The 14,468-nt window shown below is 55.0% G+C and carries 15 protein-coding genes; 4 read left to right on the forward strand and 11 right to left on the reverse strand.

Annotated features, from left to right (window positions below; translation table 11 throughout):
• Window positions 1–30 precede the first annotated feature (30 nt).
• The 5 genes from BQ7483_RS01370 to queD are packed head-to-tail and all read right to left on the reverse strand — an operon-like array spanning window position 31 to window position 3,627.
• Window positions 31–609, reverse strand: a complete 579-nt coding sequence (locus BQ7483_RS01370) for a LutC/YkgG family protein (RefSeq protein WP_072544574.1) — start codon at window positions 607–609, stop codon at window positions 31–33.
• Window positions 606–1,994, reverse strand: a complete 1,389-nt coding sequence (locus BQ7483_RS01375) for a lactate utilization protein B (RefSeq protein WP_072544575.1) — start codon at window positions 1,992–1,994, stop codon at window positions 606–608. Before BQ7483_RS01375 ends, BQ7483_RS01370 begins: the two co-directional genes overlap by 4 nt.
• Window positions 1,991–2,731: a (Fe-S)-binding protein gene (locus BQ7483_RS01380; RefSeq protein WP_072544670.1), complete on the reverse strand. Its 741-nt coding sequence runs from the start codon at window positions 2,729–2,731 to the stop codon at window positions 1,991–1,993. The genes BQ7483_RS01375 and BQ7483_RS01380 overlap by 4 nt, the downstream gene beginning before the upstream one ends.
• Before the next feature lie 31 nt (window positions 2,732–2,762).
• Window positions 2,763–3,308 (reverse strand): 7-carboxy-7-deazaguanine synthase QueE, encoded by a 546-nt coding sequence (locus tag BQ7483_RS01385; protein ID WP_072544576.1) that lies wholly within the window; start codon window positions 3,306–3,308, stop codon window positions 2,763–2,765.
• On the reverse strand, window positions 3,295–3,627 hold the full coding sequence (gene queD / locus BQ7483_RS01390) for a 6-carboxytetrahydropterin synthase QueD (protein WP_022021147.1): 333 nt from the start codon (window positions 3,625–3,627) through the stop codon (window positions 3,295–3,297). Before queD ends, BQ7483_RS01385 begins: the two co-directional genes overlap by 14 nt.
• A gap of 112 nt (window positions 3,628–3,739) precedes the next feature.
• On the opposite strand from queD, the gene BQ7483_RS01395 reads away from it, so the two are divergent.
• Complete coding sequence (locus BQ7483_RS01395) at window positions 3,740–4,099, forward strand: YbaN family protein (RefSeq protein ID WP_072544577.1); 360 nt, start codon at window positions 3,740–3,742, stop codon at window positions 4,097–4,099.
• Between the two features lie 10 nt (window positions 4,100–4,109).
• Here the strand turns inward: BQ7483_RS01395 and BQ7483_RS01400 are convergent, their stop codons facing one another.
• Together BQ7483_RS01400 and BQ7483_RS01405 are read right to left on the reverse strand one after the other, a co-directional pair.
• Window positions 4,110–4,979, reverse strand: coding sequence for an NHL repeat-containing protein (locus BQ7483_RS01400; protein ID WP_072544578.1), 870 nt, complete (start codon window positions 4,977–4,979; stop codon window positions 4,110–4,112).
• Between the two features lie 21 nt (window positions 4,980–5,000).
• Window positions 5,001–6,236 carry an MFS transporter gene (locus BQ7483_RS01405; RefSeq protein ID WP_072544579.1) on the reverse strand — a complete coding sequence of 412 codons (1,236 nt, stop codon included), beginning with the start codon at window positions 6,234–6,236 and terminating at the stop codon, window positions 5,001–5,003.
• A gap of 242 nt (window positions 6,237–6,478) precedes the next feature.
• On the opposite strand from BQ7483_RS01405, the gene BQ7483_RS01410 reads away from it, so the two are divergent.
• Window positions 6,479–6,787, forward strand: coding sequence for a hypothetical protein (locus BQ7483_RS01410; RefSeq protein WP_139247496.1), 309 nt, complete (start codon window positions 6,479–6,481; stop codon window positions 6,785–6,787).
• Between the two features lie 113 nt (window positions 6,788–6,900).
• Here the strand turns inward: BQ7483_RS01410 and BQ7483_RS01415 are convergent, their stop codons facing one another.
• The 3 genes from BQ7483_RS01415 to BQ7483_RS01425 form a co-directional block, all read right to left on the reverse strand.
• On the reverse strand, window positions 6,901–9,579 hold the full coding sequence (locus BQ7483_RS01415; RefSeq protein ID WP_407657196.1) for a putative LPS assembly protein LptD: 2,679 nt from the start codon (window positions 9,577–9,579) through the stop codon (window positions 6,901–6,903).
• 134 nt (window positions 9,580–9,713) lie between these two features.
• Window positions 9,714–10,250 carry an HD domain-containing protein gene (locus tag BQ7483_RS01420; protein WP_072544582.1) on the reverse strand — a complete coding sequence of 179 codons (537 nt, stop codon included), beginning with the start codon at window positions 10,248–10,250 and terminating at the stop codon, window positions 9,714–9,716.
• A 6-nt stretch (window positions 10,251–10,256) separates the two neighbouring features.
• On the reverse strand, window positions 10,257–11,987 hold the full coding sequence (locus BQ7483_RS01425; protein WP_072544583.1) for an ArnT family glycosyltransferase: 1,731 nt from the start codon (window positions 11,985–11,987) through the stop codon (window positions 10,257–10,259).
• Window positions 11,988–12,076: 89 nt separating this feature from the next.
• Here BQ7483_RS01425 and BQ7483_RS01430 point away from each other — a divergent pair, with 89 nt between their 5' ends.
• Both BQ7483_RS01430 and BQ7483_RS01435 read left to right on the forward strand, forming a co-directional pair.
• Window positions 12,077–12,487: a GtrA family protein gene (locus BQ7483_RS01430; protein ID WP_072544584.1), complete on the forward strand. Its 411-nt coding sequence runs from the start codon at window positions 12,077–12,079 to the stop codon at window positions 12,485–12,487.
• A 38-nt stretch (window positions 12,488–12,525) separates the two neighbouring features.
• Window positions 12,526–13,473, forward strand: a complete 948-nt coding sequence (locus BQ7483_RS01435; protein WP_072544585.1) for a glycosyltransferase family 2 protein — start codon at window positions 12,526–12,528, stop codon at window positions 13,471–13,473.
• A gap of 6 nt (window positions 13,474–13,479) precedes the next feature.
• Here BQ7483_RS01435 and BQ7483_RS01440 read toward each other — a convergent pair whose 3' ends face one another.
• On the reverse strand, window positions 13,480–14,445 hold the full coding sequence (locus BQ7483_RS01440; RefSeq protein WP_022021138.1) for a hypothetical protein: 966 nt from the start codon (window positions 14,443–14,445) through the stop codon (window positions 13,480–13,482).
• Window positions 14,446–14,468 lie beyond the last annotated feature (23 nt).

The raw sequence follows: 14,468 nt of genomic DNA on the forward strand, positions 1-14,468 counted from the left end.
TATCGGATTTTTCTATTTCTACATGTACCGTCACTTCAACACTACCAGTACCTTGCGTGCTCCATGGGCGCCCATCACCAGTGCCTGCTCGATATCGGCCGTCTTCGAGGGGCCCGAGATAAATACACCATAAGGATAGGAAGCCTCCTTCAAGGCGGCATAAGCCTCGTGCATGTTGTTGACCAGCCGGTTGCGGTCTACCACAATCAGCAACGCCTCCGCTATGAAATAAAGCAATTTGTGCTTAACCGTTTGCGGAATCCAGACAGCCCCATTCTCGGCCACTCCCATTTCTCCCGACACCACGGCCAGATCCACTCCGTTCAAGTCCTGCGCACGCTCCACTTCATCGGGGTTCAGTGTGGTGCAGGTCACTTCCGACAGGGTCGAAGCAATGCTGCGCGCCTCGGGAAAACGGGAACGGATGATGTCGTCCAACGTTTCACCTTCCTGCCACACCATCGCGTCACCACCTACCTGGCGGCTGACCTCACAAAACTGTTTCACCTTGTCGGCATAGGTCGTAGCCTTTATCTCCCAACGGGGATAGTCGAAGCGCTGCTTCGTATTCCGACGTATCTTGTCCAATATTTCGTCACGATTGCTCATTTCTTCTGGTCCTCCTTTCCCTGTACTTTGTTTTTCTTCCACATTTCGTTGAACGACTCCGAAGCAAACTTGGGCAGTTCACGTCCCTTGCCCCATTCGTTCAGGCCGTTGTACTTCATGAAGCGGGGCAGGCCGTTCACCATCGGAGCCGCCCACAGCGCCGCGTTGAACAAGGCCGGACGCTCCATCAGGAACTTCATACCGCCGGACATGTACTGCTTCTCACTGCTGGCCTTGCCGATGGCCTTCAGTCCCTGGCGCCGCTTGTAAATCTGCTCACCCAAATCGACCTTTGCCGGACAAACGTTGGAGCAGGAAAGGCAGAGCGAACAGGCCGAAAGATTGTCATAATACTTATGCGGATCATGAGCCATACCCAGATTGATGCCGATAGGACCGGGAATGAAATAGGTATAGGAATATCCGCCGCTCCGCCGATAGACCGGGCAGGTGTTCATGCAGGCTCCGCAACGGATGCAGTTCAGCAGACGGATGTGGTCGGTATTGGCCAGCATGTCGCTACGACCATTGTCCACAATAATGATGTGGTACTCGCCTCCCGGACGCGGGGAACGGAAATGGGACGTATACGTCGTGCTGGGCTGCCCCGTACCCGAACGGGCCAGCAGACGGGTAAAGACGCCCAACGCCTCCAGGTCGGGCACGATTTTCTCCAGCCCGAACGCCGAAATGTTCAGCTTGGGGCAGGACATGCCCATGTCGGCATTGCCCTCGTTGGTACACACCACCACGTCACCCGTCGAAGCCACGGCAAAGTTGGCTCCGGTCATGGCCGCATCGGCGTTCAGGAAAATGTCGCGCAGGTTCTTGCGGGCCACATGGGTCAGATAGGTAGGGTCGTAATTACCCTTCTCGGCTCCCATCTCCTTCTCAAACAGTTCGCCCACCTGCTGGCGCTTGATGTGTATGGCCGGCAGTACCACGTGGCTGGGCGGCAGGTGCATCAGCTGCAGGATGCGTTCGCCCAGGTCGGTTTCTACCGTATCGATACCCTTGGATATCAGGAAGGGATCCAGTTCGCACTCTTCGGAAAGCATGGATTTGCTCTTGACAAAGCGCTTGACGCCGTGGCTGCGCAGCAGGTCGTAGATGATGTTGCGGTATTCCTCCGCATCTTTGGCCCAATGCACAATGGCACCATTGGCCGTAGCATTTTCCTCAAAATCAACCAGCAGCTCTTCCAGATGGCTGTTGGAGTATAGTTTCAGCTGGCAAGCCTTCTCGCGCAGGTCTTCCCACTCGGGCAGCTCCCGGCTCATCTTGTCGCGCTTGGCACGGACCATCCAGAGGGTCTCGTTGTGCCATGCCACCTGTTCCTTGTTCTGGAGGAACTTCTCGGCAGCTTTTGAATGCTTGGTACTCATAGTTGTGAAGCTAATATTTCTACAATATGAATGGTTTTGATGGGCAGGTGCTCACGGTCGATGACGCCCTGCATGTGCATCAGGCAGGAGCTGTCGGCACCGGTGATGTACTCGGCCCCCGTCTCCATGTGGTGTCTGATCTTATCCTGGGCCATGCAGACCGACACGGCCTGCTCTTCTACGGCAAACATGCCGCCGAAGCCGCAACACTCGTCCGGATGGGAAGGTTCGAACACTTCGATGTCCTTCACCATCCCCAGGAGGTTGCGCAGCTTGTTGTAGTACGGGATGTTGCGCTCGCTGGGCGAAGACAGGTTCAGTTCGCGCACTCCGTGGCAACTGTTGTGGATGCTCACCTTGTGGGGAAAACGCGCTTTCAGGCCGGACGGCTTCACTACGTCGTGGATAAATTCACAGAGGTCGTAAATTTTTCCTGCACTTTGGCACACGTGTCCTTCGTGCTTCAGGATATCCGGATGGTTCAGCTTCACAAAGGCCACGCAGCTGGCCGAGGGGCCTACCACGTAGTCGTAATCCTTGAACAAGTCGTCGAAGCGGAGGGCCAGCTTGGTAGCTTCGCCTTCGAAGCCCGCGTTGGCCATGGGCTGTCCGCAGCACGTCTGGTCCAGCGGATAGTCCACGTCTACTCCCAGGCTCTTCAGCAGCTTGTAGGACGCCACCCCCACTTGCGGATAGATGGCGTTGATATAGCATGGAATAAACAAACCTACTTTCATGGGGTTCATCAGATTGAATGATTAGATGTTTCTATTGTATGTTGATCAGTTTATGCGTTTGCAGACTGAGCCGCCAGCGCGGATGGGCCAGTACGCAGGCCACCGTCTCGGCCGTATTCAGGCATGAACAGGGCTGGAGGAAAAAGTGTGCGGCAGGCAGCTGCTCGTAGGGCGCCAGGTCCTGACCCTCGTACACCACCTTCACTTCGTCCATGCGGGCCAGCTGCAACGCGCCTCCCCTCTTGGGCGAACAGGTCACCCAGTCGATGCCTTCCGGCAGGGGGCGGGTACCGTTGGTCTCGATGCAGACGTACTTCCCTGCCCGATGGAGCAGGTCCACGAACGCCCCGTCAATCCAGAGCGAAGGCTCGCCGCCGGTCAGTATCACCATGCGGGCCGGATATTTCCGCACTTCGGCCAGGATGGCCTCATCGGTCATCAGCACGCCGTCCTCGTGGTGCGTGTCGCAGAAAGGGCATTTCAGATTGCACCCCGAGAAGCGCACGAATACGGCAGGAGTCCCCGTGTGGAAACCCTCGCCCTGCAGACTGTAGAATATTTCGTTAATCTTTCTCATAAATAGCCGTGTTGCCTTCGGACTCCTGCACTTCCACCTTGAAGCAGGTGGGTATCTGGTCGCACACCCAACGGGCAATGTTCTCGGCCGTCGGGTTGCAGGGGATGACTTCGTTCAGATTCTTGTGGTCGAGACGGTCCATCACCGCCTGCTTGATGTGGGTAAAGTCGACCACCATGCCGTCCCGGTTCAATTCGCGCGAACGGCACCAGACGGTGATAATCCAGTTGTGACCGTGCAGATTCTCACATTTGCTGGGATAAGAGAGGCACAGGCTGTGGGCGGCCGACACCTCCATGCGCTTGACTACTGTATACATAGGTTTAATACGCTTACTAAATAAAGGGTCCTACATGAATTCTGCATCTAATGTCACCTCGATGCGGCGGCAAAAGTACAAATTTCTTCGTAATTTTTTCTACATTTGCGCCATGAAAGTAATCTGCATCCTTCTGGGAAGCCTGTCACTGGGACTGGGCATTGCGGGCATCTTTCTGCCCCTGCTCCCCACCACGCCCTTCCTGCTGCTGACGGCAGCCCTCTACTTCCGCGGCTCACCCCGCCTGTACGACTGGCTGCTACGACAGAAGCGGCTGGGTCCCTACATCCGCAACTTCCGCGAACACAAGGCCATACCGCTTCATGCCAAAATTGTTTCCGTCGGCCTGACGTGGATTACCATCCTCTATTGCGTGGCATTCCTCCTGCCACAGGTGTGGCTGAAGGTTCTGCTGCTGGCACTGTCTGCAGGCATCACCTGCCACATCCTGTCCTACAAGACCCTGAAATAGGCCGGACTGCCTACTCCTTCACCACTACGACACGACTGTTGGGCAGGTCGGGGATGTAGAGGTATCCGCCCGTCACCGTGATGTCTGCCGGGCCCACCAGTGCCTGGGGCAACTTAAGGTCCAGCGGGCTGATCTGACGCGTGTTCAGGTCGATGCGGCTCACCTGGGCCGGCGTCCAATTGGTCACGTACAGGGCTTTTCCGTCCGAAGCCACGGCCAGGCCGTCATATTGTCCCGGTACTTCCATCCATTTTTCGGCTACAGGATTCTTCAGGTCGGCGATGCGATAGACCACATGCGCGTCGGTGGTACGGCCGTCGGCCGGATAGGAAGCCACGTACAGGCTGCCTTCGTGCAGCAGCAACCCGTTGGGGCCGGCAACGGAAAGCCACTCCTGGGGCTGGCCGGGCTGACCGGGACGGCTGATGTCCACCCGGAAAATCCGATCCGTATTGGTCACCGACACATAGAGATAATCGCCCTCTGACACCAGGTCGTTGGCAAACAGATTCCCTTCCGGCAAGGCGATCGTCCGCGGCTCGGCAGCTTTGTCCGCCAGGTTATAGACCATCACCTTGTTGACGTCGCACACGTACAGATAACCGTCGCGCACCAGCATTCCCTTGGGGGCCGACAGGTGTCCGTCGGCAGGTATCAGCACTTCATTCTTTCCATCCTTGTGCAGGACGATATAGCCCTTGCCTTCGGTGTTCAGCGGATTGAGCTGCTCCGTGCCGAAGTTGGCTATCAGCAGACCGCCGTCATACGGATATGTACTCTCGCAATAACGGATACCCTTGTCTATCACATTCACTACCGTTTGCGCCGATGCCGCTACAAACGACAGGCAAACCCACATTGTACAAATTAAAGTCTTCATGTTTTCTTGTTATTTTGAGGATTAAGAATTAATGCTATGTTTCACCGGTCGCAGCACCAGCCGATGGACAGGCAACGCCACACACGACACTCCGAACGACACGCCCACCAGCACCGTGAGCCCCGCTACAAAGACCGGCCAGCCATAGTCGGACAGCAGAATGCCCGTGGCCGAACCCAACAGGCTCGAACCGGTGTAGTAGAACAGCCAGTACAGGCTGGTGGCACTGCTCCGCGCCTCGCGTGCCTGCATCGAGACAATGCGGCTGGCCATGGTATGGGTACTGAAGAAGGCGAAGGTCAGGATGCCCACTCCCACAACGATGCTGTCCAGACGCGGTACCAGCAGAAGCAGCAGGCCCAGCACCATCAGCAACAGCGAACCGCGCAACAGCGTGTACGGGCTGTGGTGGTCGGACAAACGGCCCGTCAGCACCGAACCGGCCACGCCGGCCGTGTACATCAGGAAGACACCCGCCACCACGTAGTGGGGCAACCCGAAGGCCGGAGACTCCAGCAGGAAGGACAAGTAATTGTAGACGCTCACAAAGACACCCATCGACAAGGCGGCAATGAGGTAGGCCCCTACAAAGCTACGGCTGCCCAGCAGACGGGCCATCTGCCCCAGCTTGACCCTGACGGGCACAGCCGACGGACGGAAGTGGCGCGAAGCGGGAAGCAACCGCACAAAAATCATGCCCAGCAGCAGGCTGACGGCTCCGATGACCAGCACCGCCACATGCCAGTCGGCCCAACCGGCCAGCAGGGTGCCCGACACTCGGCCTGCCATGCCTCCCAGCGTATTGCCGCTCAGGTACAGACTGATGGTCAAACCGATGACCGCGGCATCCACCTCCTCGGTCAGGTAGGCCAACGCTACGGCCGAGACACCGGCCAGCACCGCCCCCTTCAGGAAATTGGCCAGCAGGAGCAACGGATAGTTGAAGGCAAGCACCGAGAGCAGCGTCAGCAGACTCGAAGCGATGAGCGAACCGCCCATCAGCCTGCCGCGCGACACGGCATCGGCCTTGAAGGCCAGCACAAACAGTCCGAAGGCCATCCCGATGGTAGAGGCCGAAACAGACAGACTGCCCGTCACCGCCGATATACCGTAAAAGCTGCACAGGTCCGACAACAAGGGTTGGAACAGATACAGCTGCGCAAAGACCGAAAGGCCGGAAAGGAGCATGCACAGACGGATGCGGCGGAAGCGTTTCCGCTCGGCGGGGCTGACGGGGTGTGAAGAGGTTGGTATCATCGTTGCATCGTTCTTGATTACGGTGCAAAAATACAGGGAAGCGACAGAACGCCATCTATCTAAAAAATACTATTTTTCGATAATATTCATCGATAAAACCGATGGATAAAAGAAACCTCTGCCAACTGAATGAACAATGCTCCTCAGCTATCACCCGGGAAAGACACTCACGGATTGACACTTTGACACTTTGATTTCCCAAGGCACTGAGAATCGCTTCTTTCGGCCCGAAGATGGAAGGGATGGAAAAGAACGGAGAAGGAAAGGCGTTTCTACTTGTTTTACAACAAGATATCGAAATCTTTACACTTGAAATAGAGCGCAAAAACACCCTTCAAGGTCCCTCTGAACGCAAAAGCCGGGCAAAACGTCCTCAAGATATGGGCAAACCGAACACAAAACGTGGGCAAACTGACTGGAAGAGCTGGGCAAACAGACGAAAAGATACGGGCAAGCGGGTGAAAAGAAGCAGTCTTTTTATCCAAAACATACTATCATTTATTGGAAAACAAGGCATGAAATGCCGAAAAGGCAAGCATAAAGCGCCCTGAAAGCTCCTATTTCAGCCATTCGGGAAACAATGTCCGTCAGCAAAACAATGAATTGAAAAGAAAATCGTCAAGAAAGAACAGCAAACAGGCGTCCTTTTGTCAGACCACAAACATCAATACCACTGGATGTTGCTCTGCGTCTGGCTGCGCTGCTCCCACTTCAGGTCCTGCAGGATGCTGGCATTGGCACGGATAGTGAAGTTATAGTATTTCCAGCGACCGAAGGGCGAAAGACTGGCCGACATGCTGAAGCAGTGCAGGTCGCGCGTAATGTTGAAGGCCGTCTGTACAATCTCCTTCGCATCGAAGTCGTAGCCCGAGTTGAAGCTGATGGCCCACTTGTTGGAAATCTTGATATTGCCGTTGATGCTGAGGTTCTGCGTATATTTGTAGGGATAGCGCATCTTCTTCTTGTTGATTTCCGCGCTACGGTCTTCCGTAATGCCGAAACCATAGTTCACATTGATGGACCACGGCATCTTGAAGGCCTGATAGCCGTCACTGTCTACAGCCGCCTTCTCTTTCTTGCGCTTGCCTGGTACGCCCTCCGTGTTTTCTTCATCTCCGGCATCCTCATCCGCCTCGGTATTGTTGCCATCCTTGCCTTCATCCAACTTCTCGCCGCGGAAGAAAGCCATCCACTTCTTCCAGGTATCGTTGTTGAAGGTGTAGCTGAACGAGGAGCTGTAGCCCTGGAAGATACCGAAGCGACCGTACGACCACTCCGTGCGGTCGTTGTCCACCACGTTGCCGCGCTCGTCGAACTTGTAACCGTAGGTCTTGAACGTCGAGCTCATACTGAAAGTATAATTGCCGGGGAACTTCAGACGCGCGTTCAGCGTCAGGTCACTCCAAGGCTTCGTAGCGGCGGCCATGTTGTAGGAAAGATTGGCACCCAATTCATCAATCAGGCTGACCTTGCGGATGGAGTCGTTCTTGTCCTTGTACTTCATCTCCAGGTTGTTGGAGATGCTGAACGTGATGTTACCCTGCCTGCCTCCGCTGGGCACGCCGAACATTTGGTTGGCGTAGTAGGAATACTTCACCGTGTCCTGCGTACCGTCGGCGTTGGGACGGTAGTAGGTGTCATAGTAACCATAGCGCGAGGTAGTGAAGTCGGGCGCGGCACTGAGGCTGATGGACGGCGTGATGATGTGTCGAATCTGAATCTCCTTCTTCGGAAAGAGGAGCGGCTTGTACATGCCATAAATCTTCGTGTTCAGACCGAGGCTGGCGTTGTAGTTGTACACGCGGTGGAAACCGTAAATAGTATCGGTGTTCACCTCCTTGTTGGCTTCCTGATCCCATCCCTTCGTCACCTTACGGGTATACCAGCGCTCGGTATAGCTTACCGAAGGTGTCAGGTTGAAGTACTTGAAGAGCGTGAAGGTGGCGCTGATGGGCACTTCGTGCTGCATGCCGTTCTCCCAGTCCTTGATCAGGTTGGACTTGAAGAGCAGGTTGTCCTTGGTATTGATGCTGTTCTTGAAACGTCCCGTGTAGCGGACCGAGATCTTTTCGTACCAGCGTTCGTCGCCCACCGCCTTCTTGCGCTTGAAGGGATAGATGTTGCTCAGCGAAATGGTCAGGTCGGGCAGGGTGACCGAAATGGAGGAGTCTCGCATGGTCTGCGCGATGTTCGACGTAGCCGAAATGGTCAGCTTCTGGTCAGGGAAGCTGCGGGTATAGCTGATACTCGAAGTCTTGGTATTCTGCGTCATGGCCTGCGAGTTGTACAGGTTGTTGATGTTGGACTGCTCGTAACTACTGGTCGAGAAGTTCACGCTGGCCGAGAAGGTAGAGTTAGGATTAGCCTTGGGGTCCTGACGGTGGCTCCACACAATCTTGAAGTCCTTCGACACGGAATAGTCGGGCAAACCCTTGTCGCCCGTCTTGGTCACCTGGTAACTGGCCTGGAACAAGCCGGAATAGCGGTAGCGCTTCACATAATTGCTCTCCGCATTCAGCGCCCACGAACCTTTGGTAAAGATGTCGCCGCGCACTTTCAGGTCCATCTTGTCGCTGATGGCGAAGTAATATCCACCGTCGGTCAGACCGAATCCGCGGCTGGAGTCGTCCATATAGGTAGGCATCAGGAATCCCGACGAATAGCTGCTGGAGAACGGAAAGAAGAAGAAAGGCACCGCCAGCGGCAGCGGCACGTCCTCGACCACCAGATAGGCCGGTCCGGTCACCACATTCTTCTTGGGACGCACCTTGGCGTAGGTCATCTGCATGTAGAAGTGGGGATGCTCGTGATTGTCGCAGGTGGTATATTTGCCGTCCTTCATGTACAGTTCGTCGCCCGAGCCCTTCTTGGCGTTGTTGCCCGTCACATATCCTTCGCCCTGCTGGCTCACGACGTTGCTGATGATACCCCGCTTGCTCTTGAAGTTGTAGCGGATGGTATTGGTTTCATAGGGTGTCTCCCCGTCCTTGAAGACCGGCTTGCCCGTTACCACTCCCAACGAATCCTCCACGCCGTGGGCATAGACGGTGCTGCTGTCCATGTTCATGGAGATGACGGCGGCTGTCAGTTCGGCCTGCGGATAGGTCACCTTGCCTTCGCCGTACAGGTGGGCGTAGCCGTTCTGCGTGAACACAATGGAGTCCGAGGCCTCGTAGACAACGGGGGCGTCCAATGCACTCTTTTTGGCCGGAACAGAGTCAACGGCAAGGGAATCGGCAGACAACGTATCGCCCGCCAGCAACGAATCCCGCTGGCTTCTGTTGGGATGCGCCACGTTCCTGCCCCGACGCTGAGATTCGGCTTCAGCAGAAATGATCAGCAAGAGAAACAGCAATAGAAATGATATGATGTTTTTTGGCTTCAATGGTTCAAATCAACAAACAATATTTCGCTTGATGCGGCAAAAGTACGTAAAATACACGGATTAGCACTTCCTTTTTAAAGAAAATTAGATAGCTACAAGAAGAGTTCGCACCAGCGGTCAAACCTTTTCAGACCCGCTTCCCCATAGCGCTCGAGGCTTTTCCGTGCCTTTTCCACCGATTTCTCCTTGTCAAGTTTGGTCTTGGAATAAAATTTGTCGGCAAAGCAGACAATCTGTTCCTCGATGCTGACGGGCACCATCTCCCGATGGGGCACCGGCAGGTTCTGTGCCACAATCTGCTCCAACGACAGCCCGGCGCCCGTATGACGCTCGCACACCAGGGCATGGCGCGGATAGCCTTCGGCCCGCATCAGGTCGGCCCCCAGATAGCCATGACAGATGTAAGGCTTGTCGCCGAAACAGCAGATGCCGTCGGCATCGGTCAGGAAGATACCGATATCGTGGAGCATGGCCGCCTCGTACAGGAAAGTGCGGTCGGCCTGCAGTTCGGGATGGTGGTCGGCTATCTGCACGGCCTTGTCGGCCACAGAACGGCTGTGGGTCAGGAGGATGTGGCGCAACTCGCTGCCCTCCTGATAATATTTGTCGATAATGTCAATAGGATTCATAACGAATTATTTCTTCTTACTGAAACGAAACAGAATGACTTTCGAACGGGTATCGCAACTGCGCTTGTCGGTATAGAAGACTTCTTCCACCCGATACTGATGTTCTTCCAGCAGACTGAGCGCCTCCTCCTTCTGGGGTTCCGCCACCAGTGCATATCCTTCGGACACCTCGGGCACCGCCTTGGACAGATAGCGCATGCGGTCGCCCAAATAATAGTTCACGCCATAGAAGTTAATGCGCGAACACGAATAGATGGGTCCTTCGGGGATAAGGGCATCCAGCCGTTCGGCCAATGCCTTGTCGGACTTCACCGCCAGCACCGTAGGCTGATAGACACCGTCGAGCGAGACGAACAGACAGAGCATGCAGCCGGCCACTCCGTAAAGCAAGGCATAGCTTCCGGCCCGCCGGGCCACCAGCCACAGGGCGCAGACAGCCGCTACCACCGGCAGGGCAACCAGCAACCACTGGGGGACAGACAACGAAACATCCCGCAGGGCATGCATGAAAGCAATGTTCTCGGCCGCATGACGGCCCGTACCCCAAATGCTTTCAGGTATCAAGTCGGCACGCACCGCCGCAAAGACAACGGTCAGCAGCAGGCCCAACGAAGCGAAGATGACGGCGCATACCTTGAACATCCGAGCTCCCTGACGGACCCTGGCCAACAGGTATTCGGCAATGAGCAGGGCCATGAAGGGATAGATGGGAAGCAGGTACACGCTGCGCTTGCTCTTGGGGATGCAATAGAAAATGAAAATAATCAGAATGGTCAGCCACGTGAAGAGCTGCAACGGCGACTGGTTGCGGAAAGCCTGCCAGGCCTTTCTGATCCGCAAGCCCAACGTCTCTCCGGCAGGCAGCAGACGCATGTTCTTCCACTTCAGTCCGAAAAGCGAAAGCAACAGCACCAGCGTCCAGGGAATCCATCCCCAGATAATCGTCAGGAAGTTATACCAGATGGGATTTTCGTGCGACTCATAGGACATCTTGTGGAAGAAACGGCCCGTATTCTCTTCGAGCATCAGGTCGACGAAAGGCTGGCCGCCCTGCTTCCAGGCCGCCCAGAACCACACGGCAAGCGGTACCAGCGAAAGAAGTCCGATACCTGCCAACGAAAAGAAAGCCTTGGCAAACGAACGTCCGCGCACCAGCTGATAGACTCCCACAACCAGACATGGGAAGATGGTGCCGACCGGCCCTTTGGTCAACGAAGCGCAGGCCATCAGCACGATGGCCAGCCAGGGCACCCGGCGGCACCCCTGCTCGTCCCAACGGTAAAGCAGGCACAAGGACATCACAATCAACGATACCTGCACCATGTCCAGCCGACAGGCCACAGCCGCCCGATGAACTTCGAAAGAAGTCAGAAGCAGGACAGAGGTCAGAAAAGCGGTCTTCACATCCTTCCGCCGGGCCACAAAGACGAAGAATACCAGCTGCATGGCCAGAAACATGACGGCCGACGGCAGGCGCGACGTAAACTCGCTCACGCCGCCCGCAATAGCCGAAAAGACGGCAATCATCCAATAGAGGAAAGGCGGCTTGTAGGCGATGTCGCCTCCATGGTTCAAAGGCAATATCCAGTTGCCGCTCTCCAGAATGGCATAGCCGACAATGGCCTCGCGAGGCTCACCCTTGGAATAAAAAATGGTTTCACCCAAAAAAGGAACGATGACCAGCACGCTCAGCAAGGCGATGAACCAGAACGCTTTCTTTCGATTGTTGTCCGACATATCCGAATCGTTTTTTAAAGTTAGTTTCGGCGCAAAAGTACGAATTATTCTCCAACAATGCCTAACTTTGCCCCATAATTCAAAGAAAGATGAAACAAGTCAGCCAACTGCCCGCATTCATCCGTTTCGTCATGGTGGGGACACTTGCCACGGCGATACACTACGGCCTCTATTTCCTCCTCCAGTTCGTCATAGAGGTCAACATCGCCTATACGACAGGTTATCTGCTCAGCTTCGTAGCCAATTTCTACCTGACTGCCTACTTCACGTTCCACTCCCGTCCGTCATGGGGCAAAGCATTCGGATTCGGAGGAGCACACCTGTGCAACTACCTCCTGCACATGGGCCTGCTGAACCTGTTCCTCTACCTGGGCCTCTCCAAGCCGCTGGCTCCCATCCCCGTGTTTGCCATCGCCATCCCGACCAACTTCCTGATGGTGAAATTCGTATTCAGAAAGAAAAAGGCCGAAATACCGACAGACATGGACAGCAATAACTAAAAAAGTCCTATATTTGTCCTGGAATTGACTGAAAGCCCATGAAAAAAGTAACATTATTGATTCCCGTCTACAACGAAGAGGACAATCTTCCGACTCTCTACAAACGTCTGACTGAGCTTATCGGACGCAATGAGAAATACGATTGGGAGATTCTGTTTGTCAACGACGGCAGCAGTGACCGCACACTGGAAGCTGTCCGCGAATTGAGGCAGAAGGACCGCCGTGTCAACTATGTCAACCTTTCGCGCAACTTCGGCAAAGAGATAGCCATGCTGGCCGGCTTCGACTACACCACGGGAGACTGTTGCGTCATCATGGATGCCGACCTGCAGGACCCGCCCGAACTGGTGGACCAAATGCTGGTGTATTGGGAAGAAGGCTACGATGACATCTATGCCAAACGACGCAGCCGCGGAGAAGAAAGCTGGATGAGGCGCAAGCTCTCGCTCGCCTTCTACAAGCTGCTGCAAAAGATGAGCCGCATTGACATCCTGCCCAACGTGGGCGACTTCCGCCTGCTGGACAGACGCTGCATACTGACCCTCCGCAAGCTGCGCGAACACGAACGTTATACCAAAGGGCTTTTCTGCTGGATCGGTTATCGGAAGAAAGGCATCGAGTTCGACCGCGGCGACCGTGTAGCCGGACAGTCGTCGTGGAGCTTCCTGAAACTGCTGAACCTGGCCATCGAAGGTATCACTTCCTCCTCGACCGCCCCGCTTCGCATAGCTACCGTCTGCGGTATTCTGTTCTCCATCTCCAGCTTCGTATATGCCATTTATTTCCTCATCAAAACACTGGTTTTCGGTGACCAAACGGCCGGTTTCCCAACCCTGATTGTTACCATTCTTTTCCTCGGAGGCATCCAGCTGTTCTCCCTCGGAGTCATCGGCGAATACATCGGCCGCATCTTCAAGGAAACCAAAGGCCGACCGACCTACATCGCTTCGGATTACAACGAAAAGAAACTGGGATACGACGACTAAAGACGCCTATTCTGCAGCCGCTTCCTTCTTTCTCTTCTTCCACAGCTGCCAGGAATTGATGATGTTCTGCCACAACACATAGGACCCCGGACCAACGGAAGACAAAGGATTCAGATAGGTATATGCCATCCAGATGGCCAGCACGGTATTCTTCTGACCGAGAGCCTGACCGCCGCTGATGCGTTCCTTGTAATGTCCGCCGATGCGCTTGCCCAGATAAAACTGCAGGCAACAAGTCACCAGCCCTGCCAAAGCAATCAGGATTTCCACATAACCGGGAGCCGTGCTGTTGACCAGGGAACGCACCGTCTGCCCGGAAACGATGGCCAAGGCCACTCCCCACAAATAGAAAGCAGCGTCATGACGTTCCAGCAGCCAATGGTGTACCTTCGGCACCCAAATGCGCAACAGCCAAGCCAGCAGGAACGGACAAAGCAGCAGGGGGAACACTTTACTGAGAATCTTCAGGAAGGCCAGCCAGAAAGTAATGTCGGCATGAGGCTCGACCAACGGGAAAACCAACGGAACGGCAATGGCCGCCAACAGATTGGAAGCCAACGTATAGGTAGTCAGGCTGGCGGCACTGCCACCCAACTTGCCTGTAATGACGGCTGCCGCCGTAGCCGTCGGACAGATCAGACAAACCATAGCTCCCTCGAACACTTCCCGATACAGCTCGTCCATCGGACAGAACACCAGCAAGGCCGCAATGGCCAGACAAGACACCGTCTGAAACAGCAACAGCCAGACATGCCATGCCTTGGGTTTCAATTCGCCCACCTCCACTTTGCAGAACGTGAGCAACAGTTGGGCAAAAATAAGCAACGGTGTCAGAACAGCCACCAGTCCGTTAATGAACGGCTTGGCCGGTGCCAACACAGAAACTTTGGCAAAAAGGAAATATGCCAATGTACCGGCAACCATGGCTACCGGCAACGTCCAGTTCTTGAGAAATCGAATCAATGCACCCATAATGTATACATGTACTTTTCATC

Origin of the sequence: Mediterranea massiliensis, from assembly GCF_900128475.1 — a bacterium.
Lineage (GTDB): Bacteria > Bacteroidota > Bacteroidia > Bacteroidales > Bacteroidaceae > Bacteroides > Bacteroides massiliensis_E.